The sequence below is a fragment of the Catelliglobosispora koreensis DSM 44566 genome (assembly GCF_000379685.1).
In the GTDB taxonomy this organism is placed as follows: Bacteria; Actinomycetota; Actinomycetes; order Mycobacteriales; family Micromonosporaceae; genus Catelliglobosispora; species Catelliglobosispora koreensis.
On sequence record NZ_KB903256.1, the window covers coordinates 68,565 to 92,241 of the forward strand.

The 23,677-nt window shown below is 64.4% G+C and carries 30 protein-coding genes and 1 pseudogene; 13 read left to right on the forward strand and 18 right to left on the reverse strand.

Going from position 1 to position 23,677, the window contains the following annotated elements; all coding sequences use genetic code 11:
• Positions 1-111: 111 nt before the first annotated feature.
• Genes A3E1_RS47955 through A3E1_RS0117110 form a run of 4 tightly spaced genes read right to left on the reverse strand, consistent with a single transcriptional unit; the run spans position 112 to position 2,406 of the window.
• Positions 112-252: a class I SAM-dependent methyltransferase gene (locus A3E1_RS47955; RefSeq protein WP_020522014.1), complete on the reverse strand. Its 141-nt coding sequence runs from the start codon at positions 250-252 to the stop codon at positions 112-114.
• Positions 249-404, reverse strand: a complete 156-nt coding sequence (locus A3E1_RS47960) for a hypothetical protein (protein ID WP_020522015.1) — start codon at positions 402-404, stop codon at positions 249-251. Before A3E1_RS47960 ends, A3E1_RS47955 begins: the two co-directional genes overlap by 4 nt.
• A gap of 48 nt (positions 405-452) precedes the next feature.
• A complete protein-coding gene (locus tag A3E1_RS0117105; RefSeq protein WP_020522016.1) occupies positions 453-1,049 on the reverse strand; it encodes a class I SAM-dependent methyltransferase in 597 nt (198 codons plus the stop codon).
• A 13-nt stretch (positions 1,050-1,062) separates the two neighbouring features.
• On the reverse strand, positions 1,063-2,406 hold the full coding sequence (locus A3E1_RS0117110; RefSeq protein ID WP_020522017.1) for an MFS transporter: 1,344 nt from the start codon (positions 2,404-2,406) through the stop codon (positions 1,063-1,065).
• Positions 2,407-2,507: 101 nt separating this feature from the next.
• Here A3E1_RS0117110 and A3E1_RS0117115 point away from each other — a divergent pair, with 101 nt between their 5' ends.
• Positions 2,508-4,115, forward strand: coding sequence for a peptide-N4-asparagine amidase (locus tag A3E1_RS0117115; protein WP_020522018.1), 1,608 nt, complete (start codon positions 2,508-2,510; stop codon positions 4,113-4,115).
• A gap of 70 nt (positions 4,116-4,185) precedes the next feature.
• Here the strand turns inward: A3E1_RS0117115 and A3E1_RS44825 are convergent, their stop codons facing one another.
• The 4 genes from A3E1_RS44825 to A3E1_RS0117135 all read right to left on the reverse strand — a co-directional run bounded on the left by A3E1_RS44825 (position 4,186) and on the right by A3E1_RS0117135 (position 9,376).
• Entirely contained in the window at positions 4,186-5,301 is a 1,116-nt protein-coding gene (locus A3E1_RS44825) for an SRPBCC domain-containing protein (RefSeq protein ID WP_020522019.1), read from the reverse strand.
• Between the two features lie 64 nt (positions 5,302-5,365).
• The gene (locus tag A3E1_RS0117125) at positions 5,366-6,553 is read right to left on the reverse strand and encodes a hypothetical protein (protein ID WP_020522020.1); all 1,188 of its coding nucleotides are present in this window, start codon (positions 6,551-6,553) and stop codon (positions 5,366-5,368) included.
• Between the two features lie 144 nt (positions 6,554-6,697).
• Positions 6,698-7,915 carry a DUF349 domain-containing protein gene (locus A3E1_RS0117130; RefSeq protein WP_020522021.1) on the reverse strand — a complete coding sequence of 406 codons (1,218 nt, stop codon included), beginning with the start codon at positions 7,913-7,915 and terminating at the stop codon, positions 6,698-6,700.
• A 108-nt stretch (positions 7,916-8,023) separates the two neighbouring features.
• Entirely contained in the window at positions 8,024-9,376 is a 1,353-nt protein-coding gene (locus A3E1_RS0117135; RefSeq protein ID WP_020522022.1) for a condensation domain-containing protein, read from the reverse strand.
• A gap of 128 nt (positions 9,377-9,504) precedes the next feature.
• On the opposite strand from A3E1_RS0117135, the gene A3E1_RS0117140 reads away from it, so the two are divergent.
• From A3E1_RS0117140 to A3E1_RS0117155, 4 genes are read left to right on the forward strand one after another with little or no spacing between them, the layout of a single operon-like run.
• Complete coding sequence (locus A3E1_RS0117140; RefSeq protein ID WP_020522023.1) at positions 9,505-9,717, forward strand: Arc family DNA-binding protein; 213 nt, start codon at positions 9,505-9,507, stop codon at positions 9,715-9,717.
• Positions 9,718-9,728: 11 nt separating this feature from the next.
• Positions 9,729-10,352, forward strand: a complete 624-nt coding sequence (locus A3E1_RS0117145) for a GOLPH3/VPS74 family protein (protein ID WP_020522024.1) — start codon at positions 9,729-9,731, stop codon at positions 10,350-10,352.
• 41 nt (positions 10,353-10,393) lie between these two features.
• Positions 10,394-11,227: a helix-turn-helix transcriptional regulator gene (locus A3E1_RS0117150; RefSeq protein ID WP_020522025.1), complete on the forward strand. Its 834-nt coding sequence runs from the start codon at positions 10,394-10,396 to the stop codon at positions 11,225-11,227.
• 43 nt (positions 11,228-11,270) lie between these two features.
• On the forward strand, positions 11,271-12,026 hold the full coding sequence (locus A3E1_RS0117155) for a glucose 1-dehydrogenase (RefSeq protein ID WP_020522026.1): 756 nt from the start codon (positions 11,271-11,273) through the stop codon (positions 12,024-12,026).
• 5 nt (positions 12,027-12,031) lie between these two features.
• Here the strand turns inward: A3E1_RS0117155 and A3E1_RS0117160 are convergent, their stop codons facing one another.
• Both A3E1_RS0117160 and A3E1_RS47165 read right to left on the reverse strand, forming a co-directional pair.
• The gene (locus A3E1_RS0117160) at positions 12,032-13,249 is read right to left on the reverse strand and encodes an RNA polymerase sigma factor (protein ID WP_020522027.1); all 1,218 of its coding nucleotides are present in this window, start codon (positions 13,247-13,249) and stop codon (positions 12,032-12,034) included.
• A 6-nt stretch (positions 13,250-13,255) separates the two neighbouring features.
• Entirely contained in the window at positions 13,256-13,486 is a 231-nt protein-coding gene (locus tag A3E1_RS47165) for a hypothetical protein (protein ID WP_157631573.1), read from the reverse strand.
• A 46-nt stretch (positions 13,487-13,532) separates the two neighbouring features.
• Here A3E1_RS47165 and A3E1_RS0117170 point away from each other — a divergent pair, with 46 nt between their 5' ends.
• Positions 13,533-13,916 carry a DUF1801 domain-containing protein gene (locus A3E1_RS0117170; protein ID WP_211215944.1) on the forward strand — a complete coding sequence of 128 codons (384 nt, stop codon included), beginning with the start codon at positions 13,533-13,535 and terminating at the stop codon, positions 13,914-13,916.
• Positions 13,917-14,071: 155 nt separating this feature from the next.
• Here the strand turns inward: A3E1_RS0117170 and A3E1_RS0117175 are convergent, their stop codons facing one another.
• Genes A3E1_RS0117175 through A3E1_RS44830 form a run of 4 tightly spaced genes read right to left on the reverse strand, consistent with a single transcriptional unit; the run spans position 14,072 to position 16,102 of the window.
• Entirely contained in the window at positions 14,072-14,488 is a 417-nt protein-coding gene (locus A3E1_RS0117175) for an SHOCT-like domain-containing protein (RefSeq protein ID WP_020522030.1), read from the reverse strand.
• 15 nt (positions 14,489-14,503) lie between these two features.
• Positions 14,504-14,764: a hypothetical protein gene (locus tag A3E1_RS0117180; RefSeq protein ID WP_020522031.1), complete on the reverse strand. Its 261-nt coding sequence runs from the start codon at positions 14,762-14,764 to the stop codon at positions 14,504-14,506.
• Positions 14,761-15,135 carry a DUF2089 domain-containing protein gene (locus A3E1_RS0117185; RefSeq protein WP_020522032.1) on the reverse strand — a complete coding sequence of 125 codons (375 nt, stop codon included), beginning with the start codon at positions 15,133-15,135 and terminating at the stop codon, positions 14,761-14,763. Before A3E1_RS0117185 ends, A3E1_RS0117180 begins: the two co-directional genes overlap by 4 nt.
• Before the next feature lie 55 nt (positions 15,136-15,190).
• The gene (locus tag A3E1_RS44830; RefSeq protein WP_020522033.1) at positions 15,191-16,102 is read right to left on the reverse strand and encodes a DMT family transporter; all 912 of its coding nucleotides are present in this window, start codon (positions 16,100-16,102) and stop codon (positions 15,191-15,193) included.
• Positions 16,103-16,179: 77 nt separating this feature from the next.
• Here A3E1_RS44830 and A3E1_RS0117195 point away from each other — a divergent pair, with 77 nt between their 5' ends.
• Positions 16,180-17,103: a LysR family transcriptional regulator gene (locus A3E1_RS0117195; RefSeq protein ID WP_020522034.1), complete on the forward strand. Its 924-nt coding sequence runs from the start codon at positions 16,180-16,182 to the stop codon at positions 17,101-17,103.
• A gap of 66 nt (positions 17,104-17,169) precedes the next feature.
• Complete coding sequence (locus A3E1_RS0117200) at positions 17,170-17,688, forward strand: hypothetical protein (protein ID WP_020522035.1); 519 nt, start codon at positions 17,170-17,172, stop codon at positions 17,686-17,688.
• Between the two features lie 42 nt (positions 17,689-17,730).
• Here A3E1_RS0117200 and A3E1_RS0117205 read toward each other — a convergent pair whose 3' ends face one another.
• Entirely contained in the window at positions 17,731-18,267 is a 537-nt protein-coding gene (locus tag A3E1_RS0117205) for a helix-turn-helix domain-containing protein (protein WP_040391033.1), read from the reverse strand.
• A gap of 66 nt (positions 18,268-18,333) precedes the next feature.
• Here A3E1_RS0117205 and A3E1_RS40715 point away from each other — a divergent pair, with 66 nt between their 5' ends.
• Positions 18,334-20,025 carry a benzoate/H(+) symporter BenE family transporter gene (locus tag A3E1_RS40715; RefSeq protein ID WP_020522037.1) on the forward strand — a complete coding sequence of 564 codons (1,692 nt, stop codon included), beginning with the start codon at positions 18,334-18,336 and terminating at the stop codon, positions 20,023-20,025.
• A gap of 3 nt (positions 20,026-20,028) precedes the next feature.
• Here the strand turns inward: A3E1_RS40715 and A3E1_RS0117215 are convergent, their stop codons facing one another.
• Positions 20,029-20,787 carry an SDR family oxidoreductase gene (locus A3E1_RS0117215; RefSeq protein ID WP_020522038.1) on the reverse strand — a complete coding sequence of 253 codons (759 nt, stop codon included), beginning with the start codon at positions 20,785-20,787 and terminating at the stop codon, positions 20,029-20,031.
• 80 nt (positions 20,788-20,867) lie between these two features.
• On the opposite strand from A3E1_RS0117215, the gene A3E1_RS0117220 reads away from it, so the two are divergent.
• Entirely contained in the window at positions 20,868-21,350 is a 483-nt protein-coding gene (locus tag A3E1_RS0117220) for an RrF2 family transcriptional regulator (RefSeq protein ID WP_020522039.1), read from the forward strand.
• On the opposite strand, the gene A3E1_RS0117225 is transcribed toward A3E1_RS0117220, so the two are convergent.
• Positions 21,347-21,649, reverse strand: coding sequence for a tetratricopeptide repeat protein (locus A3E1_RS0117225; protein WP_157631574.1), 303 nt, complete (start codon positions 21,647-21,649; stop codon positions 21,347-21,349). The genes A3E1_RS0117220 and A3E1_RS0117225 overlap by 4 nt on opposite strands.
• A 66-nt stretch (positions 21,650-21,715) precedes the next feature.
• On the opposite strand from A3E1_RS0117225, the pseudogene A3E1_RS0117230 reads away from it, so the two are divergent.
• Positions 21,716-21,967, forward strand: a pseudogene (locus tag A3E1_RS0117230) (hypothetical protein); the annotation flags it as partial.
• 123 nt (positions 21,968-22,090) lie between these two features.
• A complete protein-coding gene (locus tag A3E1_RS0117235; RefSeq protein WP_020522041.1) occupies positions 22,091-22,540 on the forward strand; it encodes an iron chaperone in 450 nt (149 codons plus the stop codon).
• 43 nt (positions 22,541-22,583) lie between these two features.
• Here the strand turns inward: A3E1_RS0117235 and A3E1_RS0117240 are convergent, their stop codons facing one another.
• The gene (locus tag A3E1_RS0117240; protein WP_020522042.1) at positions 22,584-22,964 is read right to left on the reverse strand and encodes a MerR family transcriptional regulator; all 381 of its coding nucleotides are present in this window, start codon (positions 22,962-22,964) and stop codon (positions 22,584-22,586) included.
• Positions 22,965-23,053: 89 nt separating this feature from the next.
• Between A3E1_RS0117240 and A3E1_RS0117245 the strand changes: the two genes are divergently transcribed.
• Positions 23,054-23,509: a hypothetical protein gene (locus A3E1_RS0117245; RefSeq protein ID WP_020522043.1), complete on the forward strand. Its 456-nt coding sequence runs from the start codon at positions 23,054-23,056 to the stop codon at positions 23,507-23,509.
• The last annotated feature ends 168 nt before the right edge of the window (positions 23,510-23,677 follow it).

The following is a 23,677-nucleotide window of genomic DNA, read 5'->3' on the forward strand; positions in this document are numbered from 1 at the left end:
CGCCCGTGCCTGATCTCGCACCGGTTTGAAGCCTGTCTTATCGGCATGCCGAACTCACTGCCTGTCACGCGCTGCCAGGCAGCCGCATCTTCCTGCCGCAGCGGCTGGTGGTCAAGGCAGCCGGCTGCCGTCGGCCAGCCGAAATCCCGCATTGGCGAGCCGCTTTCCGGCGGCTTGGGCGAGCATGCCAGCAGAAACGTCCACACCGGTGAAGCTGGCGGTGCAGCCCAGCGCGATCAGTGCCTCAATCACCAAGCCAGTGCCTGCCGCAACGTCAAGCACCTGCCTGGCCCAGCACCAGCAAAGCCAGCGACCTTCTCGGCTAGCCATTGATGCATTCCGTCATCGTCGTAACCGGCTGCGGCACGATCGAAGCGGGCGGCCACATCTTCAACACCGGGCATAGAAGCATTCTGCGGACTCGCGAGCCGGCGAATGTAGGTCTAGCGGACTCAAGACGCGACTGCCGCGATGGCGGCGTGTGGCCGAAAAGGGCCTTCGCTAGGGCGCGACAGACGCTCAACTTCCGTGAAGCCAGCCTGTGCCAGCCGCTTTGAGAACTCGTCAACAGGCCAGCGGTAGGCAGTCACCACCTTGTGGTCGAAAGTGGCAACCTCGTCCCCTACGAAGACAGCAACTACCAGCATCCCAGCCGGTGCCGTCACCCGCCGGAACTCCGCGAGCACGCCGTCGAGATCTTGCGGAGCCAGATGGATCAACGAGCCCCAGGCCAGGATGCCTGCGATGGAATCGTTGGCAGCAGCGAGATTCTCCATCGACCCGAGCTGATAATCACCGCCCGGGTGAGCAGCCCGCGCATGAGCGATGAACTCGGGGACCATGTCAACACCTCTGGCGTCGGCACCCAGCGACCGCAGGTAATCGGTGATATGACCCGGCCCGCAGCCTAGATCGAGCACAACGCCAGAACGGCCCGAAAGATGTCGCGCGATGAAGGCGAGGTCGTCGGCGTGTACTTGCTGGGCAGTGCCGAACGTCTCGATGTAAAGCTCCGCAACGGACGCATATGCCTGCCGGACCCCATCCATGTCCACCGCGCGACTATACGGGTGACGGTTGCGCCACTTCAGTTTGGCGGGGCGGCAGTGTGTCGGTCTCTTCGTCGGCTTCACCGCTGGAGGCACGTGCGTCGGTGAGCACATCGGCGGGAACGTGCCGTTCGAGGAAGCGCCGGGCGAGCCGGGTCGACGGATGGATGGCGACGGTCGCCAGCACGATGACGCCGGCGATGATCAGCCAGCCGGCAGCGCCCCAGTTCAATGCCAGGAAGGTGTAGACCGCTGGCGCCCAAACCTTGCCGAGGGTCATGCTCAGCTCGGCCGCGCCCTGGTAGGCGCCGCGCTGGCGCGGGTCCATCAGCTCGGCTTCGAAGGACCAGCTAGCCGCCGAGAGGTAGAGCTCTGCCCCGGTCACCGTGACGTGTCCTAGCCAGACGAGAGCGATCGTCACCCAGCCGATGGTGTCGTGGGTCGCGAGGGTGATGAGGCAGGAGATGACGAAGAAGGTTGAGGACAACCGGACCGCCTTGAGTGCGGTCGATACGTCCTTCACGCCCCGGGAGGCGGCCATCGGCAAGAAGATGCACATCACCGTGTTGGTCGCGAATAGGAAGGCCAGCAGCACCCGTGGGGCGTCGGTCTGCTCGACCAGCCAGAGCGGAATGACGATGTTGAGCAACACCTGGTTAGTCCAGAACACCCCGATGAAGAAGGTCGTCAGCAGCCAGCCGGGGTTGCGCATCGGACCCGGCCCAGGGATGCGCACCTTGCGCTCTTCTGGCGTGCGTTCGTCATGGGATGCCTTGGGCAGCCGCGTGACCGCCGCCGCGTTCACCAGGAAGACCGCGGCCGTGAACCAGGGCAAGGCATGCAGCACCGCGTTGGACTGGAACGCCAGCGCGATGCCGCCCATCACTGAGCCGAGAGTGAAGCCAACGTTGAGCGCTGAATACATGTAAGCGCGGGACTTCACACGCTCGTCGGCTGGCAGCACATCGATGGTGTATGCCCCGTGCGCGGCGCCGCCGAGTGCGCCGATCACCTCCATGCACACGGCCATGATGACGTAGCCCTTGAAATCAGTGATAAATGGCCAGACCGCGAACATCGCCGCTTGCCCGGTCGCGCTCACCGCCCACATCTTCTTCGGGCCAAAGCGGTCGACCAGTTTGCCCATCGGCACCGCGGCAAGGAAAGCGGCGATGCCCGCCAGCGTTAGGCCGAGACCGACCTGCGCCGCGGACAGTCCGACGATCTTGGTGAAGAACACTGCCGAACCGGTCATGAACGTGCCTTCACCGAGCGCGAAAAGCAGCGACTGCAACGAGAGGCGGCCTGCGAGGCGCGATGGCGGGCGGAAACGACCGAGAAGGGCAGAGAGCGTCACCCGGGGATTCTCTACGGATGGTACGACAGTTGTCGCCCCATTTACCTGCCCTGAGCTGCACCTGGTGCCACGACATTAGATATATGTAAGCTTCTCAATTTATGAGACGCTTCACCGTTACCGGCGCCATCGCCCTGGCCTTGACCCTGGCCGTTTCCTCATCAGCGCTGGCGGCGACCTCGCCACCGGAATTCGGCACCGACTGGGACGACCCGCGCACCGCCGCCCCACCGGTCGCCAAGCCGGCCGGACAGGCGTGCACCGTGCGAATCGTCGACAACGAATTCGTCAACTTCGACCCCTTTAAGGGCAGCTTCACTCCCCCGACCGCATGCGGCAATAGCTGGGAGAAGGTCGTTCTGAAGATGTCCGGAGCGGTCAAGGGACGCCAATTCGACCGGCTGGGACGGCTCGAGGTCGGCGACGTCACGATCTTCAAAACCTCCACACCCGAACCATCGGTCGACGGCATTCAGTGGACGGTAGAAAAGGACGTCACCGCCTACGCACAGCTGCTGAAGCAGCCGCAGCCAGTGACGATGTGGCTTGGCAACGTCGTCAACGACACCTATACCGGCATCCTCGACATCCAGGTTGACCTGTCCTTCTATGCCGGCCCGGCACCAACCGGCCAACCAGAGCAGATCCTGCCGCTCGCTGAGGTGATCAGCGACGGTTCCGACCGCGTCGGTTCCCTGACGGTCCCGCGCAACACCGAACGACTGATGGCTGAAATCTACGCCACCGGCTCTGGCGGTGGCTGCGAAGAATTCTGGTACATCACCGCGCCCCCAGCCTCCGGGTATTCGTGCCCGGCAGACAACGGGCCCTACCGCGAGGTGCAGGTCCTCATCGACGGTCAAGTCGCTGGCATTGCCGCACCCTACCCCCACATCTACACCGGTGGATGGTCAAACCCTTTCCTCTGGTACGCCTTGCCAGCGCCCCGGGCCTTCGACCTCAAACCGCTCCAGTACGACTTGGGTCCCTTCATCGGCCGGCTCACCGACGGTGCGGCGCACAAGGTCACCGTCCGCGTGGTTGGAGTCCCGGCCGGGCAGTCCGGCTGGGAGGTGCCGACCAGTTTCCTGGTGTGGCGTGACGCTGGCTCGACACAGGTCACGGGCAAGCTGCTTTCCGCGTCGTTGTCCCCCATGGAAAATGACGTGCGCACGTCAACGCCAGAAGGGTTTACCGAGGTTAAGACCACGGCCAGCCACAACTTCAACGCCGTAGGATTCGTGGAGACTTCACGCGGGCGCACGATCTTCCTCGTCAACCGCGCGCTGGCTAACACCTCTACCCATCGTTGGGGTGCCGAGGAGAATCCAGACAGCCTTAAGGCGACCTGGACGGACACTTCGGTGGCCATCGTCGCGGGACATCACCCGTCAGTGACCCGGCAAGCCGCCACGTACGCGATCGATGGCACGATCTCCATCTCGGCGTCCAACCGCCTCAACACTTCGATCACTCTCACCGACGCCATGAACTACTCCAGTGCCGGTTCTGGCAAGCCTCTACATTGGACACTCGGCGACACCTTCACCGGTCAAGCGGAGTGGACCCTGGGCGTGCCACGCCCGGACCGGCACGCCCAGGGCACCTCGACTGAGCGCTACCAATGGCGCGGCGATACCTGCTACGACAAGACTCTGGCGACGGTCAACGGATTCTTTGTGCAGGACAGCTCCGGCTGTCCGAGCTAGTGCCCGGCGAGTGGGCCCGGTAGATGCGAACCGGGCCCACTCAACTCTGGTGACTTGCCGGCCACGGAACCTATCCGGCCTGGCAGGGCTTGGTGTCGATGGCGCAAGACTTGGCGGCGCCCGCCACGACAAGCCCTGGACGGCGCACGACGAAGGTGACCGTCCCCTTGGCGGGCACGTGCCGCCCGGCGAGCGGTTTGATGGTCACGACCTCGCCTTGCTGCGACACCTCAACTTCGTTCGGGGTCCTGTTAGTAACGGCTACGGCGTCGGGCATAACGAGCACTACGGTCCACATTGGATAATCAGCGGACCCAGAGTTGTACACGGTGACTTCGGTGTCGAAGCCGCCAATCCCAAGCACACTCATGGTGCGATAGGTGGCAGTCAGCGTAGGGCCCGAAGGCGAAGCGGTTGACTCTGGCGATGGAGTAGAGGTGACGCTCGCGGTCGGATCGGGCTTAACGCCCGGCAAGGCAGAGGGGATGCCTGTCGCGCTGGAGGACGGCTGTGGGGAAAAGGAACTCGTGACCGGCTGGCCGCTAGCAGGCAGCCCACTGGCGGGAGTCAGGTCGCTTGCCGGGTAGATCGCCGCCGCGAGAGAGAGCACGGCAACACCGACGGTCGCGCCGATGAGAAGACGCACCGGCCAACGGCGTCCCGATGAGAGCTTCGGCTCGGCTGACAGATCCACATCGGAGAGACCGTCTTCAACCCCGTCGGCGGTCACAGCGACCAAGCGGGGAAGTTCTGTGGTGGGCGCAAGAATGGCGCCGCTTGCCCGGCTTAGCGCCGCAGGCAGCCGGCTTGTCAGCATTGTGACGTATAAGTCGCGCAGGTCCATGCGGCGTTGCTTGCCGTCGATCCCGAAGAAACCCTGCTGGGTGAAGCGAAGCCGGCTTCCGTGCTCCTGCGGCAGAATCTCCCACGTGACATGAGTGTGCAGCTCATCGCCGCTCCACCGCTGTGACAGCAACGATGGCTTGTCGGCTTGCAGCACATCGACTTCAAGCGTGGCAGGCAGGACCGGAGTGTGAGAGGGCGGGAAGGCACGAAAGCTCTCCCCCTCCTGCGGAGCGAGGTCAACTGGCAGCCACCATTCACCGAGCAAGCCCGGATCCGTCAAGGCACGCCATACCAATTCTGGCGGATACGGCAAATCGACATCCACCTGGAGCTCAGTCACGTCGCAGATGATACGAACTCGGTAAACGTTGGCACATCAGCCTTGTGGGGGCATACCGCCTGTTCTACTCTGTCGGCTTCTTGCTCTTGAACAGCGACGCGGCTGCCCCGCCGACCGCACCTGCCGCGCCGGCGATCGCACCGCCTACGCCCTTTACCGCGGTTAGTGCCTGCGGCGCGTCCGGGACGCCGTCGCCATCCCGGTCGACACTTCTGAACGGACGCGACACAGCGCCCGCCGCGGTCGCCACCCCACTGCCCACGGCATTGGCCGCACCAGAGACCCAGTTTGCCGTTGCTTTCGCCGCGTCTTCCAAGGCCTTGAACGCTCGGTTCGGCTCGGCATCCGCGTCATCGTCGGGCTGCGCCTTAACTGGGATAGCCAGGTGCGAGGGGAAGCTGCCAGGAGGATCAGCGAAAGCGACCCGTGCCGCGTCGACCACCTCCCGGCCGAAGACGAAGCGCGTGACACCACCCGCCAGGGCTCCGACACCATAATCGACAGCTGCCGGCTGTTTCCCACTCAGATGGGGGCGTACGGTATCGAGCTTGCCCGTCTGAATGGTGCGAACGAGCGTCTGCGCCGCGTCACCCGGAAGCATGCTGGCCAACGTGTTCGCCCACTGCGACCAATCTCCTCGGCCGACTGCCACCGCCTGTCCCCCGCCAACGGCAACCTCTGTCGACGTGCTCGCGATGTCGGTCGCCATCGTCGCGATCTGCTGCTGGCTGACACGAGTGTTTGACAATCCATAGACCAGGGCTTGGGCCTGCTCTTTGTCGAGATTCATGCTGTGGATGTCAGCGATGGCTAGTCCGAAGATCGCCGTGATTTCGAACTGGAGCTGCTTATCACCGGCGGGCAGCAGCGTCACGGCTCGCTGAGCCCCCGTCTTCGCCACACCGAGCGCGGCGTTCTTGGCGGCGGTCTTCGCGGCCGCCTTCACGGCCTCCGCGCCCGCCTTCTGGCCCACCGTCTTGACAGCCCCGCTCCCGGGAATCATCGAGATCCCGACTTCGGCTGCTATGACGCCGACGGCGATGACCGCGCCAGCCGTGCTGATGGCCACGACGTAGTGGCGCTCAAGCAGCCGGATGACTTCGGCGGGAGTCGCGTCCGGATGCTTGCGGCGGACTCGCATGACGTATTTTCGAGCGATCGAATGTCTAGCGCTGACCGCCTTCGCGATGTCACGCGCCGCGTCCTCCTCGAGGATTTCGGCTTCGAATGTGCTCTCGTCTAGGTCGGTCATCGTTCACGCCTCCGGCTGCTGAACATTCACTCGCGACGGTCAAGCCGCACGCATCGAGCGATGCTAGCCTCCTGGGCAAACGCTTGTGCACCAACCTGTCGGCCACTTTCGTCCACATCAGACAGACAGATCACCGACACTAGGTCAGCCGAGGTTGCGCAGCCGCGATTCAAGCTCGGCGATGGCATCCAGAGTCTCGTCTAGCCGCTCACTTAACGATTCGATGTGCAGCTCTTCGGAGGCGATCGCCACCGCCCGGCTTTCGGTGATCTCCCAGTGGCCTGGTTCCCTGCGCGAGGCTTCTTGCCGCGCGATCAGGTCTGACATCCGCAGCTTCGCCTCGTAGATCCGGCGGTCTAACTCGTCGGCCTCGTCGCGCAGATCGTAGATCTCGCCCTCGATGCGCCTGGCGGCCTCGCGCAGGTTTGCCTCAGCCGCGTCCTCGATCGCCTGGTAGACCTGTTGCGCGGCTTGGGTAAACCGTTCGTAGAGCCCTTGTTCGTGCTCGCGCCCGGCGTGGCCAGACGAGTTCCATTCAGTGATCAGCTGCTGCAGGCCTTCCTCGGCGGCACGGAAGTCGGGTTGGTGGAGCAGCTCCAGCGTCTGCTTGATCAGGTTTTCCTTGCGCTGATAGATCGCGCGCTTCTCGTCTTCGCGCCGCCGCAGTTCCTGCTCGATCGCGGCGATGACCTGTGCCTGGGTTTGCTGCATTAGCGCCCAAAGCCGTTGCTCGTCTAGCGGAGGCACGGCGGGCGCGGCCTTCCATCGGCTGTCCAGCTCGCTGAACTTCTGCCTCACCTCGGCCAGGTCAGTCGAGTTGACCAGCGCGGCCGCCTCGCGTACCAGAGAATCCTTGGTATTTAAGGCTTCTTCGGTCTTCTGCTGCAGTTCCGCGAAGTGGCTAGCGCGTGCGGCGGCGAACCGGCCCCAGGCTTGCTTGAGCCTTTCGACGAGCCGGGCTTCCTCATCACTGCCGAGTTGCTGCGTCTTGCTCCACTCCGCGTTCAATCGCTGGAAGACCAATTCGGTACTCACCCATTCCGTGGAGTGGGAGATCCGCTCGGCCTCATCGACGATCCGCAGTTTCTGCTGCCGGATCTCGGCCTGGCTCCGCCCACGCGCCCGCGGCGTGTGTCCTGCCCCGTAGAACTCTTGGTGTGCCGCCCGGAACTGCTGCCAAAGGGCGTCTTCGACGGCATCTGACCCGGTACGCCCGATAGCCGCCCACTGTTCCTGCACGGCGAGCATGCGTCTAGTCGCGGTCTGAAAGTCAGAGGACAGCAGCGCCGTTAGCGATCTCACCTCTGCGATGAGCGCTGCCTTCTGCGCCCACGCTCGCTCGGCGTGAGCCCTATCGTCCATCCCGCATCGCAACCTCCCCAGAACGAGCTGGCGAAACTCGCTACACAGGGTAGTTGGAGTGCTCTGTTTCTGAGTTCGCCCAACAAGCCAGTTCCTCTGTCGGGACGGTTACAGATGCGCGGCAGGCTCGAAAGCGCCTTCCACCAGAACGGTTTCCACCTCTCTCATGCACCGCTCCAAATCGGCGGGCGCCAATCTGCCCGTGTCCGCGATCAAGGTGTAGTCGAGGGCGTCCGGCACCGCGTTGATGGTCATGCGAAACGGCACCGGACCGTCGGCTTGCGGTTCGCCCCAGCGGAACGAACTTGCCGAAAGCGCGGCAAGCACCTCCTCTTGGGACGGCAGAACGCCAACGTTGTCGGTTCCCAATGCCAGGGAACGCCTGCGGTCGTTGTAGTAGCACTGCATCTCTGGCCGCTGGCCGCGTTCGGCTTCGATGCGGTCAAACAGAGCCCACAACTCGCGGGGGTCGTAGTAGGCGTGCCGCCCAGCGGCGAGTTGGCTGCGAAACGCCCGGTTGACAATCTCGTCGAAAGCGCATCCCTCTACGTCAATGACACAAAGCGCGCTCTGGGCAACGGGACTGACCGATTCCTTGAAGCCAGGCCGGAATCTATTGCTGACAAGGATCCTGATGACGCTTGTGTTCGCTCCGGAGATGCGGGCCAGCGCCGACGCGTAGGCCGCGAGAAAGATGGATCCAGAATGCAGCTTTGTCCGTGCCGCGATCACCGCGAGCGCCATCTGCCCCGCGCGCGTGCGATAGCTGGCCTCCCAGTAGCGCGGTTCCCGGGCGTCGTTTGAATTTCCCAGCTGCCGCAACGGAATCGACCGCAGCTGCTGCTCCCAGTAGCGCAGCGAAACCGCACCTTGGCGTTTGGCGCTATCGGTGCGTTGCACCCGGGCCTGTTCCATCGGCTGCATGCCTTCGGCGGGGCAAAGATGCCTGCCCGTTTCCTTGTCCATGTTGGCGATATCGGCGACAAGCGCTTCGATGCCGTAAGCGTCGATGACGAAATGTGCATACAACGCAACGAAGTGGGAGGGGACGCCGTTGTCGCGGATGACCGCCCACCGAACGGGCCAGTCGCGCGTGACTTCCCAGCCGTCCTGTTTCCATTGCTGCTCAATCGATTCCGCCAGAGCCGCCGGGTCGGCACCCGCCTCAACGTCGTGCACCTCAAGGAAGAGTTCACCGGAGTCAAACAGTTGCTGTCGCGGCTCGCCATCGTCGTCGAGCAGGATCTTCGTGCGCAATGACTGGTGCCGGCTCATGAGAAATCCGAGCAAATGGACGAGTTCTTCGACGGTCGTCCCCTCGGCCAGCGCCATGCTGCCGCCCGCTGATTGCACTCGGCCACCGTTGGCCAGGATCGCTCCCCATTGCGCCTGCTGACCCCAGCTCAGCTCCTCGACACCAGAGCCCTCTCCCTTAAATTCCACCAGGATCCGGTGCACCATCGATGGGCTCCCCATATGCCGTTTGCGCCGTTAGGTGCAACGTTTCGGTGGGGCGAGACTATCGATTCCGCGCACCGGACGGAAGGCCAGGCTTGCGCGGGAAAAAGTGATATCACTATGATAGCTGTGTGGTGGCCGGGCGAAAGCAATTGCTGCTAAGGCTGGACCCGGGAGTTTACGACGCCCTGGCCCGCTGGGCAGCCGACGATTTGCGCAGCGTCAACGCGCAGATTGAGTTCTTGCTGCGCCAGAGCCTCGCCAAGTCCGGGCGTCTGCCCGGCGACATTGGCGAGCCCCGGCGGCGTGGCCGGCCACCCAAGAGTGCGTCCGATGGCGACTGAAAGAGGCGACTATGGAGCTTCCTGCACCCCTCACCTCGCGGGTCTACCTGCTTGCCTACAACACCGATAAGCACAAGCTGACCTGCAACGGATACCTGGGTTACGTGTTGCGGGCGGCAGCGCTCACTGAACTGCATCACGCGGGTGCGCTGTCCGATGTGGACGGCAAAGTCAGGCTAGGCCGTGCTCACGTAAAAGATCCTTTGCTGGCCGACGTGCTTCACGAGATTGGCAATAAACACAAGCCGAAAACGTGGGCCCACTGGGTTCATCACGCGCAGACACCGATGTTTCGCGCGGTGCAGCAGCGGCTGACCGAGGAGCGGCTCATCAGCACCGAGCGATACCGGATCCTCGGCATCATTCCCGCGACGAGGGTCAAGGTGCTTGAGCACAGGGCGGTGACACAACTGCGATCGGTCGTGTCCCGTGCCCTTTCCGGCGGCAGTTCAGAACCGCATGATGGCGCCCTGACAGCGCTTGCCGCTGTCGGCGAAGTGCGCATCGCTATCAGCCGGGCCCAGGCACGCGAACGCAAGCAGCGCATCGACACCTTCGTCACGCAGGCCGGGCCGGCCCTGCCCGCGCTGCGTAAGGTCATGCGCGACTACCACTCCTCCAACTCGGCGGGCTGACAAGACGAAATGCGAACGCGGCTGGCGTTGTTGGCACGAGCATGACCCTCGCCTCCGCAAAGCCTCGCCGCGAGCTGCTTCGTGACTTCCTTCGCACCCGCCGGGCCGGGCTCGCCCCCAGTGACGTGGGAATGCCCGCCGCCGGAAGACGGCGGACTCCGGGACTGCGGCGCGAGGAGGTCGCGGTGCTGGCCGGGGTCGGGGTGTCTTGGTACACCTGGCTGGAGCAAGGGCGCGACATCACCGTCTCGGCCGAGGTGCTCGACGCGATCGCCGCGGCGCTGCGCTTGACCGGCCCGGAACGCGGCCACCTCTATCTACTGGCGGGTCTCAATCCCCCACCGGCCAAGGCGGCGCAGGATGCGGTCTCGCCGCAGGCCCGGCAGCTGGTTGACGCCTGGGAGCAGCGGCCAGCGATGCTGCGCGACCGGTACTGGAATGTGCTGGCGTTCAACGACACCGCCCGCGCCGTCTTCGGCTTCGGCGATACGGCGCACAACTGTCTGATCACGTTCTTCACACATCCCTGGTATAGAGCGATGAACGACGTGTGGCTGTCAGCAGCGCCAGCCGTTGTGGCGGCTTATCGCGCCGATGCCGCTCACGCGCCCGGCGATCCGCAGGTCCGTAAGGCGATTGACTACTTGACTTCGGTTAGCCCTGAGTTCACGGAACTTTGGCAGCGTCATGAAGTGGGGGTGCCGCGGCAAGCCGTGAATGCGTTGCGCCACCCTGAAGCCGGCGAGCTGTGGTTCGACGCGGCGACCCTGACATTCACCGACCATCCACATTGGCATCTCGTGCTCTACAACCCGCGGCCGGACACTGATACCGCGCAACGGCTCGCAAGCCTGGTGGTGCCACACCCACGATAACTGCGCACTGCCTATCGCCCTGGCGGCGCTTCACGATGGGGTCATGACCGACCGATTCACGGACAAGATCGCTCTGATCACCGGTGGGAGCAGTGGCATGGGACTGGCCACCGCGCACAGGCTGATTTCCGAAGGCGCGCAAGTGATTGTCACCGGGCGCGACAAGTCCCGGCTCGACGCGGCGGTCGCCGAACTCGGCAGCCGGGCACTCGGCATCGCGGGCGACGCGGCCGAACTAACCGACCTCGATGCGCTGACCGCGCGTATTAGTGACCGCTACGGGCGACTGGATGTTGTCTTCGCCAACGCGGGCATCGGTGCCTTCTCCCCTGTCGCGAACGTGACCGAAGCCGAGTACCACCGGGTGATGGGTATCAATTTCAAAGCGGCGTTCTTCACTATCCAGAAGACCCTGCCATTGCTGCCAGACAAAGCCGCGATTGTCATCAACGCGTCGTTCGCGGTTTACCGGGGTGCGCCTGCCACCGCGCTTTACTCCGCCAGCAAGGCCGCAGTGCAGAACCTGACGCGGACGCTCGCCGCTGAACTAGCGCCCAGGGGCATCCGGGTCAACTCCGTGAGCCCCGGATACGTTGATACGCCAGCGTTTCGGGCCGAGGTATCCGCAGCCGCGGAGGCGGCCGCCGCCACGAAGGTCGCCGTTGGCCGGATCGGCTCCGCCGGCGAAGTCGCGGCCGCTGTCGCCTTTCTCGCCTCCGATGAGGCGTCCTACGTCAACGCGCATGACCTGATCGTCGACGGCGGGCTGACCTTAGCCATCCCCACGCACATGGTGTAGAACCCTTATGCCGCAAGCTGATCGCGCCGACGGGCGAGATAGGCCGTCTCGGCCGTGTTTCCTGCCAGCTCGATGGCTTTGCCGTACGCCGCCCGCGCCTCGGCGCTGCGACCCAGCCTGCGCAACAGGTCGGCACGGGTGGCGTGAAAGGCGTGATATCCCTCAAGCGGCAGTCCGTCCACTTCAGACAGAGCGATCTGTGGGCCGTCGAGCTCGGCGACGGCGATGGCCCGGTTGAGCCGCACGATTGGTGACGCGTCTAGGCGTACCAGCTGATCGTAAAGCGCGACCACCTGCGGCCAGTCGGTGTCCCGGACGTCGCGGGCGCTGGTGTGGACGGCGTTTATGGCGGCCAGAATCTGGTACCGCCCCGGTCGCTGGCCGGAGGCGACACGCGCCCGTACCAGAGCCTGACCCTCGGCGATCAGCGAACGGTCCCAGGCTTCTCGGTCCTGCTCGTCAAGGGTGATGAGGTCACCGCTGGCCGACATCCGCGCGGTCCGGCGTGCCTCCGTCAGGAGCATCAGCGCCAGAAGTCCCGCGACCTCACCATCGGCCGGCATCAGCGCGAAAACCAGCCGTGTCAACCGGATCGCCTCGGCCGTCAGGTCGCTGCGGATCGCTTCTTTACTGGGGTCTGAGGCCAGGTAGCCCTCGTTGAAAATCAGGTACAGCACGGCAAGCACGCCAGTGATCCGGGCCGGGAGCTCCTCGCGTGACGGCACGCGATACGGAATCTTCGCGTCCCTGATCTTCTCCTTCGCACGGGTGATCCGCCGGCCCATGGCAGTTTCCTGAACCAGAAACGCGCGCGCGATCTCGGGCACGGTGAGCCCGCCAACCATCCGCAGGGTCAACGCGACCCGTGCTTCCATCGGCAGAGCGGGATGGCAACAGGTGAACACGAGGCGGAGCTGGTCGTCGTCGATGGCGCCGAGCGGTTCGGAAACATCGAACAACATCAACGCTTCCAGGTGCTTTTCCTCGCGCTTGGCCTCACGCCGCAGCCGGTCGATGGCCTTGCGGAGCGCGGTCGTCGTGAGCCATGCGCCAGGATTCGGGGGTACGCCGTCGGCAGGCCAGCGCTCGACAGCGGTCACGAAGGCTTCGGCCGCCATCTCTTCGGCGATGTCGAGGTCCCCGAGGCGCCGGGCTAGAGACGCGAGCACGCGGGCCCACTCCTCGCGGTGGACGCGGGTGATCACCTCGCCGATGTCGGTCATTCTTCGTCAGTGGCCGAGCCGGGCGATCGTGTGCCACGCCGTCTGGCCGCAGCTGGCACACGGCAGCCGCCGCCGGGGCTCACCCGCGGCCTTCCACCTGATGCCGCCATGGTCCCACACGGAACTCTCGTGCCCACAGTTCTGGCAGCAGGCGATCCACTGCCGGGACTCACGCTCTATGTCTTCGGACCACCGTCTTGGAAGGACATTCAGCAGCAGCCGCTGTAGCCGACCCATAAGAATGACGTTACTACCTGAAGAACTCGGCAGAATGGGGAAGGCGATGGCGGAGAAGTCCGCGTCCGAGCAGATCGATGACATCATCGGCAATCTCGGCGATTGGCGAGGTGAGATGTTGTCCCGCTTGCGCACCGTAATCCGCAAGGCCGATCCCGGTCTTGTCGAGGAGGTGAAGTGGAAGATGCCTTCCCGGCCCGAGGGCCTGCCCGTCTGGTCTCACAACGGGACTGTCTGCATCGCCGAAGCCTGGAAACGCGCCGTGAAGCTGACCTTCTTCAAGGGCGCGCTCATGAAGGATCCGAAGAAGCTCTTCAACGCCCGCCTGAAAAGCAAAATGGACCGTGCCATCGACTTTCACGAAGGCGATTCCATCGATGTGGCCGCGTTGAAGGCGCTCGTGCGCGAAGCCGTCGCGCTGAACAAATGACCCAGGGACCACCCTCTCGATGGCCCCTGGTCTGTGCGGTCGTTTCGTTTAGACTTCAGGCTTGCGGTTCAATCGTGCTCTGCTTCGTGCGGGTGCGACCTCGGGAAGGTGTTCGCGCACCTTCTCGGGGGCCCGTCCGATGATCCGGACGGTTGCTACTCGCAGTAGACACGGACTTTGGTGTCCGGCTGGTCGACCTCGATCGTCATGTCGTCCAGGTATTCGACGAGCGCTTCGAGTTGCTCGGGCTTGAGCTGATTCAGATCGAACGGCACGCCCGACCTGCTGAGCTCCGCGTTGGCCTCGCCGAGCGCCTGCGGGGGAATCAAAGCAGCGAGCCTCACGCCAGCCCGCAGCAGCTGCAGCGGCACCCGGACATTGACCCGGGTAGGAGTGCTGTCGTCGTTGGACTCCACCAGGACTCGCAGGTATTTCGGCTTCGCCTTCGGCTGGACGTCCGTGGGTGGTGCCGGACGGTCGCGTTCGAGAGCGGCGATGAGCTGGTCCGCTTCCTCCATCGTGATCTTGCCTTCGCTCAGCATCTGCAGGATGTCTTTGCGCTGTTCGTTCACTTCACACCTCCTTCACTAGCTGATGTTCACGAGCACGGCAGTGTGCCCGCGTTTGAGGTCGAGCCGGGTGCCGGGAAGTGCGGACATGATCCGCCACCCCGTGCCGAGCGCCCGAAGCACACTGATCTGGTGCACCACGCATGCGACCGTGGCGGCGACAGCCGCTAGGAGCAACACCGGTGACAAGACAAGCAACACGGGAAGCACTGGCACCCAGATCCGGATTGGACGGCTAGCCGGCCGCTTTACGTTCACGGACAGCAGTTGCGGCATCATGAGTGTCCCTCCAACTCACGCAATGCCTGCTGGGCATCGATTTCGCCGCGGCGGAGCCGGTCTATGACGTCGGCGCGCGACGGCGCCGGATCGGTCTCGACGAAGTCGAGCATTTGAGCGATCCGGTTGAGCCGGGATTTGATCGTCGGGTAGCTAACCCCGAAGATCCGCTCCATCTCCTTGATGGAACCGTGGCATCTGACGAATGCCGTGACGAACACCTGGTCTTCGAGGCTGAGCTGACCCAGTTGCGGGGGCTCGAACGCTCCCTCGATCGCCACGCCGCTGGCCAAGCGCACGCGCTCGACGACGAAGGGCTGCCCCCGGGTCAGGTTCGTGAGGTCTTGCCATTCCATCGGGCGCGCTGTCATATCTCAAGTTTTACCTTGAGTATTTTAATCCAGCAAGATATCGATCTTAATTTTCTTAATTTGTCGTGGTGCTGCGCTGCGGCAAGTTAAGGAACACCGCCGCGGCCACGATGACGACGCAGCCCATCAGTTGAGCGGTGGTGAGCCGGTCGCCCAGGGCGAACGCGGCCACCGCGCACGCGACTACCACTTCAACACAGGACAGCAACGCGGCAGTGGAAGCGCCGACAAGTTTGAGCCCCAGCAGGAATGCCATCGCGGCGACCACAGTGGACAGAAGAGCCAGTCCCAGAAGCGGCGGGCCCGCCTCGATCATCGACGACACCGCGACGCCACCACGGGCGAACACCACGATCCAGGTGGCAGCGGCCGCGCCTGTCAGCGCGAGCGCCATCAGCAGGAACGGATCGGTACGCCGCGACAACGGTTCGCTAGCCAGGATGTAGATCGTGTAGGTAACCGCTGAGACAACTCCCGCGATCACGCCAAAGAGATCGAGTTGAGCGCCGGTCGTGCCACTGGCGAAGACAAGCAGAAGGCCGATGGCCACCAAGCCGAAGGCGATCAACAGCGGGCGCCCCACGCGCTGGCGCTTAAGCAAGACCGCGGCGATCACGACCATCAGTGGATAGGTGAAAAGCAGAAGCGCGGCAACGGAGGCGCCGAGCCGGGTGACCGCATAGAGGTATCCCACCGACTGCAGCGTCCAGCAGGTCGCGCCGAGCCCCAACGCTCCGGCTGACACCTGCCAGGACGGCATCACGGGCCGGCGGATAGCCACGATCGTCCACAACCCGGCGGCAGCGATAGCGAACCGGATGGCCATCACCGCGACCGTGTCGAGCCCAGCGCTGTGCGCACGGGTGCCAAACAGCGGCATCAAGCCGTAGCAAACAGCTGCCAGCACGATGAGCATCCGGCCCAGCAGGGCGCGCGGAGCTGGCATGGCGACAGGAACGGTGGTCACTCACCTAACGTAGGGAGCGCTGCGCACACGAGGTAGCCTGGAGCTCCTCAAGGACCCACAGGTATAGCCTGTACCTCATGGCGACCTTGCACCAATTTCGGTGCCTTCTGGCGGCCGCTCGCACGGGCTCGTTCACCGCCGCGGCAGCCGATCTCGGGCTGGCTCAGCAATCCGTCTCCGAACAGGTGCGGCTCCTGGAACGTTCTTGTGGTGTCGACCTTTTCATCCGCGTCGGCCGTGGGCTGCGGCCGACCGAAGCCGCCCAGGCGCTGCTGCCGCATGCCGAGCGTGCCCTTGCCGCCAGCGAAGAGGGCCTATCCGCCGCACGCGCGGTGCGCGACGTCGTCGCCGGGACTGTCCGGTTAGGAGTGTTCGGCACGATGCGGTACTACACGGGCTCAGACCTGGTGGCGGAAATGCTTGAGGCGCATCCAAATGTTCGCGTCCAGGTCGTCGGGCTCAACTCGGCTGCCACGATTGAGATGGTGCGCGCGGGCGAAGTGGAGGCAGGCATCGTCGCGCTGCCCGTCGACGATGCGCAGCTCAAAGTCACTCCCCTATGCCGCGATGAAGTCGTCTACCTCAGCGCTGACCGCGAGAGTCTGACCGGTCCGGTAACCGCTGAGAGACTGGCGACGGCTCCCCTCGTGCTCCCTTATGCCTCTTGGGCTGAGGCGGACACGACTCGGCGGCAATTGGTGGCGCGGGTGCAGGCTGTCGGCGGCAGATTACGCTCACTGGCCGATGTGGACGATGTGGAAACGGCTCTGGAGCTAGCTTCTCGCGGCTTCGCCGACACGATCACGAACCGGGGAATCCTGCAGTCTCTCGACAGCCGCCTCCCACCCAACTTGGCCGCTGTGTCGCTGAAGCCGAGGATGTGGGACACGTTCGCGATCGTGCAACGCCGCCAAACCGAACTGTCTCCAGCTATGCGAGTCGTGCTAAAGCTCGCCGTCGACATGATGAAGGCCGCCACCAAACCGAAGGGCAAACCGTAGCCACGCACGTGTCGTGTTGTTGCCAGATCCAGCACTGGCATCGAAGGACAGGGATACCGTGCCGGCATGCGAAAGATCCTCGGGACCATCCTCGTCCTGTATGGCCTGCTCCTCGGATTCTCGGTGACCTTGCCCTACGTCGCCTCGATCGCGGGCCCGGAGGTCACCTCAGTGACGGTCACTGATCCGGCGCTTTGCCAAAGTGCCATTGGCTCCGCGCCTCTTGCCGGCTTCCCACAACGTTGCGACGTTAGCTGGACGACCGAAGAGGGTCAGGCGACCGGCACCCTTTATGGCAAAACGGCATCCGGCCTCAAAGCTGGCACCAACACCCCGTCAGACCCGGTGCACCAGCTCGGCAGCTTCGCTTTCACCGCACCCGTCGGCAACGCCGAACTGACGATGGCTTTCCTGGCCCTGCCGATCCTGTTCCTCGGGTTCTACCTGTTGACGAAACGCAAGCGCCGCAGGCGCCGCGGTGGTAGCAGCGGCTCAGACTCCGACTACGACGATGACGACTCCAGCGATGGTGACAGCGATGGCGGAGGCGACAGCGGCGGCGGGGACGGTGGCGGCGGAGACTAGCGCTGCGAGGAACACGGGGCCGGTACCTAGTGCCGGCCCTTTTCAGCGTGGTGTGCGAATTAGCAACGTCGCCCGAACCTCTTGCCCGCCAAGGGCCGCGTAGACATGCGGGACGTCGGATCGCCAGGACACGTAGTCACCCGGACCGCCCGTCAACGGCGCTTTGGCCGGCCCTGCGCGCAATTGTCCAGAGTGGACAGTCACATGTTCTGTCACGCCCGCCGGGTGGGCGGGTGAGAGCTGCTCGGCTCCCGGCACGATCGTCAGCGCGAAAAGTTCGTAGACGGCGCCTGGTTCCTCGAAGACCTCAAGCAGCCTGGAGACGACAGCGGTGCCGCGCACGGAAGAAGCCTCGTGAGCCGGTGCGCCCTGGTCGAGGGTCAGCGCACTCATCGGCACGTTGAGGGCGGCGGCTATGGCATACAAGGTCTCCAGACGCGGGTCGCGTGTGCCGTTCTCCAGGCCAGACAACGTCGCCTTGCCGACTGCCGCTTGCCGGGCAAGTTCTGACAGGGACATCCCGCGCGCCTCGCGCAGCTGGCGCAGCCGTCGCCCAATCGCTGTTGTCTCGCGAGCCATCACCTAGCTATGGTGACACGACCGTTCCGAAAACGGAACGATGACAGACGGGCGGGAGGAGGACCTGTGCAGCCGTTCCTAGCTGGGCTGGTCAGTGCCGTGGTCGGATTCGCCAGCTCGTTCGCGATCCTGCTAGCCGGGTTCCGGGCGGTCGGGGCGAGCACGGGCCAAGCGGCGTCTGGCCTGCTCGCCGTCTGCTTCGGCATCGCGGTCTGCGCGATCTTCCTCGCCTTGCGTTACCGGATGCCCATCGCCATCGCCTGGTCGACTCCCGGTGCCGCTCTGCTCGCCGCCACAGGCCAGGTCGCTGGTGGCTGGCCCGCCGCGGTCGGCGCGTTCGCCATCGCGGCGGCCCTGACCGTGCTGGCTGGACTCATCCCGTGGCTCGCGCGCGGCATCGCCGCCATTCCGCGCCCGGTCGCTAGCGCGATGCTCGCTGGCGTGCTTCTGCCGCTATGCATCGCGCCGGTGCGTGCCGTCGCCGACGAGCCAGCGCTGGCGATCCCGGTGGTGCTCACGTGGGCAGTGCTGATGCGTTACGCCCGGCCGTGGGCCGTGCCCGGTGCCTTGCTCGCCGCCGTGGCCGGGATCGCGCTTAGCGGTGCCGCTTCTGGACTGTCCACGGTGGACATTCGCCCACGGTTCGAGTTCACGATGCCCAGCGTGACAGCCCAAGCGGTGATCGGCATCGCGATACCGCTTTTCCTCGTCACCATGGCGGCCCAGAATGTGCCTGGCATGGCGGTGCTTTCCACCTATGGCTACCAGCCGCCCCTTCGCGGAGTGCTGCTAACGACAGGTGCCGTCAGCGCTATCGGTGCACCGTTTGGTGCGCACGCGGTTAATCTCGCCGCGATCACCGCCGCGATCACGGCTGGCCCTGACGCGCATCCCGATCCCTCCCGCCGCTGGATCGCCACCGTCGGCCAGGGCGCCGGCCAGCTGGTCCTGGGCCTAGCCGCCGGCCTTGCGACCGCTTTGATGGTCCTTTCCCCACCGGTACTCGTCATCGCCGTCGCCGGACTCGCCCTGCTCCCAGCGCTGGCCGCAGCGGTCACCGCTGCCGTAGAGGTGCCCGCCGGCCGGGAAGCAGCAGCCGTCACCTTCGTCATCACCGCATCCGGCGTCGCCATCGCCGGAATCGGTTCCGCGTTCTGGGGACTCGTGGTCGGTGGCCTCACCCTGCTGCTCCTGCGGCCCCGAAACGAGGGGCGGCGTGAGGCTCTGCCAAGCGATAGGCTGCCGGCTATGCGCCGGAAACTGATGTGGATCGGTCCATTGTGGCTGGTTGCGGTACTGGGCTACTCGGTCGTGCGAGGCTTCGCCGGCGGCGGTGTCGCGGGAGTCGTGGCCGCCTCTGTGTGGGCGTTGCTCCTGCTGGCCTTCGCCTTCGCCGCCACGTGGCTAGCTCGCCGGGGCCAGATAGCCGCAGGCATGGTGACGGTGATTGTCGGCGCGCTCCTCGCGATTGATGTCGCGGTGGTTGTCGACAGTTACATGTTGTACGACGCTCTCGGCTTGTGGCGGCTAGACGACGGCGCCGCGCTTCCCTATTCCTATGCGCCGCTGTGGTTTCCAGCATCGCTATGGCCAGGCGATTCGTTCCTTGGCATCTCGCAGGAGGCTATCCGGGCGGGAGACTTCGAGTGGCAGGAAGAGCAAGTGGCGCCGACATCCTTTGCGCTGTCACTGCTAAGCCTCATCTTTGCGGCCAGCTTCCTGCCCCGCCGTGACGCTGAACTGGCCGCCGCCAGCTAGCCGCTAGGCTTTCGCTAGGGCGGCAAGCCAATCCGCGTAGGTCGTGGTGGCACGGCGATAGGTTTCGTTTCGCGGAACGAGCGTGTCGTCTCCGATGACGCCACCAAAGTAGGGAGCGGAGTCGTCCTTGACGACCGTGCGAGCATCGCCAAGTGCCTCTAGCCGGCGGCGGACGCCGTCAGCGAGCGGAATGCGTTCGGGGCCAGCGATTTCGACGATCCCGTTGGCCGGTGCGCTCAGCGCGACTTCCGTCACATAGGCGGCGACTTCAGCCGCGGCGACCGGCTGCAGCGTCTTTGAGGTCAAGCGCACTTCGTCGCCGGAGGCGGCCGCATCCGCCATACCTTTGAAGAACTCGAAGAACTGCGTCGCCCGGATGATGGTGAACGGAACGCCAGACTCCCGGATAAGCGCCTCCTGAGCCAGCTTTCCCTTCATGTAGAAGCCAAATGCCTCAGGGCGGTCGGCCCCGACGATGGACAGGGCAATGTGGTGACTCACCCCAGCGGCTCGCTCGGCCTCGGCGAGATTCTCGCCCGAGGCGGTGAAGAAGGCCAGCACACTGTCTGGGGTGAACACGGGCGGGTTGGTGACGTCAACGACGACGTCTGCGCCTTTCAGCACCTCAGCCAGGCCTTCTCCAGTGGTGGCGTCAACGCCTGACGCTGGTGACGCGGCGATGGCTTCATGGCCCTTCGCCTGGAGATTCTCCACGACCTGCGACCCGATGAGCCCGGTGCCACCGATGACGACGACTCTCATGACATCCTCCGTTAACTCGGACAACTTCTATCCGCGATATTACTCGGACAAGATGAGTCCGAGTCAAGTACGATGGCCGCATGAAGCTGAACGGAGGCGTCGAGTGGGCTCTGCACTGCTGCGTGGTGCTGACCACGGTGCAAACACCGGTACCCATGACCCAGCTCGCCGAGTTGCACGACGTGTCCAGCAGCTACCTCGCCAAACAGCTCCAGGCGCTGTCCCGTGCCGGGATCATCCACGCCGTTCAGGGGCACGCTGGCGGATACCTCCTGACCAGGCCAGCTAAGGACATCACTGTCCTTGACGTCGTTGAGGCCATTGACGGCAAGGACTCCACGTTCGTTTGCACCGAAATTCGCCAGCGCGGACCGTTAGCGACGCCGCCCCAGGACTGCAAGAAGGCATGCCCAGTCGCCCGCGCCATGATCCGAGCCGATCACGCCTGGCGCGAAGCGTTACGCGCCACGACAATCGCCGACCTGGTCGCCGACGTCAGGCGCGACAGCGGTCCCGCGGCACTGCCCCGCGTCGGCGCCTGGCTCGCTGGTGACGAGACTTAAGCGGTTAGCGCCTCGCGGGCGAGCTTTTCCTCATATGGCCGGCCAAGCCTGTGGGCCAGCTCTAAAGTGCGCTCATACATCGCTTTCGCCAAGTCATGGCGCCCTGCCACACGCAGGGTCAGCGCATAGGCGGGAAGAAAATCGATCTCCCACTGCGGTTCGGCCAGAGACTCCAGCAACACAAAGGCTTGTCTGTGTTGTTCGACCGCCTCGTCGAGTTTCCCCATGACCCGCAACGCGACGCCGAGCTGGCTAAGACCCCACGCCTTGTTGAGGGGATTGTCGTCCTGCTCCGCCAACGGCAAAGCCTCGTGCAACGTCGCCAGCGAGGTCGCGGATCGGTTGACGCCAGGGCGACTCCAAGCCCGAACGCGCCGCTGCGCTACTTCAACCAGTGCATCTCGCTGGGCCGCAAAGAGGGCCTGATTCAATACGTCACCGCTGACGACCGTGCCGTGCCGGCGGTGCTGACCGGGCGCATCGCCACCGTCTACAAGGAGCTGATCTGCAAAGGCGCGGCTTGGGGCGTCGCCAACCCGATGCTCGGCCTGCCCACGCGACGCCGTCGCGTCACCGTGAAACAGGCCCGTGTCCCAGGCGGGACCGTGGTTCTTTGATTCCGTTTCCGCAGGCAGGCAGCGTTTCGGTTGTCCCACGGTGTCCCACGGATGGTGCGAGGCTTGACGTGCCGATGGTCAGATAACTCCTGTCAGGGACACAGCGAATAGGGAGAAGTTGACATGGCCACCATGAAGACCACGAAGTCGTACGACGGGTTCACCGAGGCCGAGCGCAGCGCGATGAAGGACCGCGCGAACGAGCTGAAGGCCACTTCCCGCCGCCCACGCGGCGCCAAGGTGGACACCGAGCCCGAGGTGCTGGCGAAGCTGGCCGAAATGCCGGAGCAGGACCGCGTGGTCGGTGAGGGGCTGCACGCCCTCATCAAGGCCAACGCCCCGGCGCTGACCGCCAAGCTCTGGTACGGCATGCCGGCGTACGCCATCGACGGCAAAATCGTGTGCCACTTCCAGCCAGCGAACAAGTTCAATACGCGTTACGGCATGCTCTGCTTCAGCGACGCAGCGAACCTCGACGATGGGGCCATCTGGGCCACCTCGTTCGCCATCCCGGAGCTGACGGCCGCCAGCGAAAAGAAGATCGCCGCCCTGCTGAAGCAAGCAGTGCGTTAAGAGACAAGCGAACCCACTCGTAAGAGCCGGCCTAGGCCGGCTCTTAGGGTTTCAGGGCTAAGGCTGCCGTCAGTTCCGCTTGCAAGGGACAAACGGTGCCAGCGCGAGCGCTGAGATCTTCGCGCAGCGAGGTGAGTTCCGCGATGCGCGTGTCGATGACCCGGATCTTGTCCTGGAACAATTCCGCCAGCGCCCGCGCGGTGTCCGGCGCCTCACGCAACTGCGCCGCAGACTGCGTGATCTCGGCCAGCGAGAACCCGAGTGTCTGTGCGACGCGGACATATCGCAGCCATGCCAGCGCCTCCGGCGGGAAGTCGCGGTAGCCGTTGCCCAGCCGCCTCCCGGCGATCAGCCCGACCTTCTCGTAAAACCGGACCGTGTCCGTGGTGACGCCCGCTTGCGCGGCCAGTTCCCCGATACGCATGACCCTCCAAGGGATTTCGGTCTTGACCTTGGAGCGTACTCCAATGTTTACGGTGAAGCCTCGCTGTCCATACGCATGAGGAGCTTTCCGTGACCGGCCGTTTCACCCCATCGCATCCCGCCTATAGCCGCGTTGTTCGCGCGAGTGCTTGGTACGACCTCGTTGTCACCGCTGGATTCGCGACGCCCTGGACCTACATGCTGCTGCACGGCATGCTGTCGTCGCTCGGCAGTTCACTGGGGCTCGGTGCGTTGCCCGCCATCGACCCGACGCTAACGCTCTACGCGAACTTGATGGGTTCCGTCGTGGTCATCTGGTCCCTGCTGCGCCTTATCAAGCCACTACCCGTGCACGGACTATACGACGGTGCGGCGCGCATGCTTTTCGCGATGTGGCAGCTTTACGCCCTGGCCAGTGGTGCGACACAGCTGCTCTGGCTGTTCTTCGCCGTCGAGGTGACGTTTGGCGTCATGCAGCTAATGCCTTGGTGGCGAGCAAGAAGCGGACTGTCTCTTCTGGACAAACCACGAAACACGGGCAGGTGAAGTGAGCCGCCTGGGCGAACTGTCCACATTGAAGGTGAGGATGGATCGACCTGGTCCTCCACCTATGCCAATGGGCAGATCAGTCAAGAGGGCTGGAACGGTTGGGACGGAAGCATCGAACCGTTTGGTGAAGCCGTCGACGGTCCGCCTATGGGACTGTTGTGAAAC

Excerpts from the sequence above, each read along its gene's own strand:
- A3E1_RS0117135 (WP_020522022.1), bottom strand. The coding sequence starts at position 9,376 with ATGGTGCACCGGATCCTGGTGGAATTTAAGGGAGAGGGCTCTGGTGTC.
- A3E1_RS0117180 (WP_020522031.1), bottom strand. The coding sequence starts at position 14,764 with ATGATGCCGCAACTGCTGTCCGTGAACGTAAAGCGGCCGGCTAGCCGT.
- A3E1_RS0117185 (WP_020522032.1), bottom strand. The coding sequence starts at position 15,135 with ATGACAGCGCGCCCGATGGAATGGCAAGACCTCACGAACCTGACCCGG.
- A3E1_RS0117200 (WP_020522035.1), top strand. The coding sequence starts at position 17,170 with ATGCGAAAGATCCTCGGGACCATCCTCGTCCTGTATGGCCTGCTCCTC.
- A3E1_RS0117215 (WP_020522038.1), bottom strand. The coding sequence starts at position 20,787 with ATGAGAGTCGTCGTCATCGGTGGCACCGGGCTCATCGGGTCGCAGGTC.
- A3E1_RS0117105 (WP_020522016.1), bottom strand. The coding sequence starts at position 1,049 with ATGGATGGGGTCCGGCAGGCATATGCGTCCGTTGCGGAGCTTTACATC.
- A3E1_RS0117160 (WP_020522027.1), bottom strand. The coding sequence starts at position 13,249 with ATGACCGACATCGGCGAGGTGATCACCCGCGTCCACCGCGAGGAGTGG.
- A3E1_RS0117130 (WP_020522021.1), bottom strand. The coding sequence starts at position 7,915 with ATGGACGATAGGGCTCACGCCGAGCGAGCGTGGGCGCAGAAGGCAGCG.
- A3E1_RS0117145 (WP_020522024.1), top strand. The coding sequence starts at position 9,729 with ATGGAGCTTCCTGCACCCCTCACCTCGCGGGTCTACCTGCTTGCCTAC.
- A3E1_RS0117125 (WP_020522020.1), bottom strand. The coding sequence starts at position 6,553 with ATGACCGACCTAGACGAGAGCACATTCGAAGCCGAAATCCTCGAGGAG.
- A3E1_RS0117240 (WP_020522042.1), bottom strand. The coding sequence starts at position 22,964 with ATGCGTATCGGGGAACTGGCCGCGCAAGCGGGCGTCACCACGGACACG.
- A3E1_RS0117220 (WP_020522039.1), top strand. The coding sequence starts at position 20,868 with ATGAAGCTGAACGGAGGCGTCGAGTGGGCTCTGCACTGCTGCGTGGTG.
- A3E1_RS0117195 (WP_020522034.1), top strand. The coding sequence starts at position 16,180 with ATGGCGACCTTGCACCAATTTCGGTGCCTTCTGGCGGCCGCTCGCACG.
- A3E1_RS0117150 (WP_020522025.1), top strand. The coding sequence starts at position 10,394 with ATGACCCTCGCCTCCGCAAAGCCTCGCCGCGAGCTGCTTCGTGACTTC.
- A3E1_RS0117170 (WP_211215944.1), top strand. The coding sequence starts at position 13,533 with ATGGCGGAGAAGTCCGCGTCCGAGCAGATCGATGACATCATCGGCAAT.
- A3E1_RS47960 (WP_020522015.1), bottom strand. The coding sequence starts at position 404 with ATGCCCGGTGTTGAAGATGTGGCCGCCCGCTTCGATCGTGCCGCAGCC.
- A3E1_RS0117115 (WP_020522018.1), top strand. The coding sequence starts at position 2,508 with ATGAGACGCTTCACCGTTACCGGCGCCATCGCCCTGGCCTTGACCCTG.
- A3E1_RS0117155 (WP_020522026.1), top strand. The coding sequence starts at position 11,271 with ATGACCGACCGATTCACGGACAAGATCGCTCTGATCACCGGTGGGAGC.
- A3E1_RS47165 (WP_157631573.1), bottom strand. The coding sequence starts at position 13,486 with ATGGGTCGGCTACAGCGGCTGCTGCTGAATGTCCTTCCAAGACGGTGG.
- A3E1_RS0117235 (WP_020522041.1), top strand. The coding sequence starts at position 22,091 with ATGGCCACCATGAAGACCACGAAGTCGTACGACGGGTTCACCGAGGCC.
- A3E1_RS0117205 (WP_040391033.1), bottom strand. The coding sequence starts at position 18,267 with ATGGCTCGCGAGACAACAGCGATTGGGCGACGGCTGCGCCAGCTGCGC.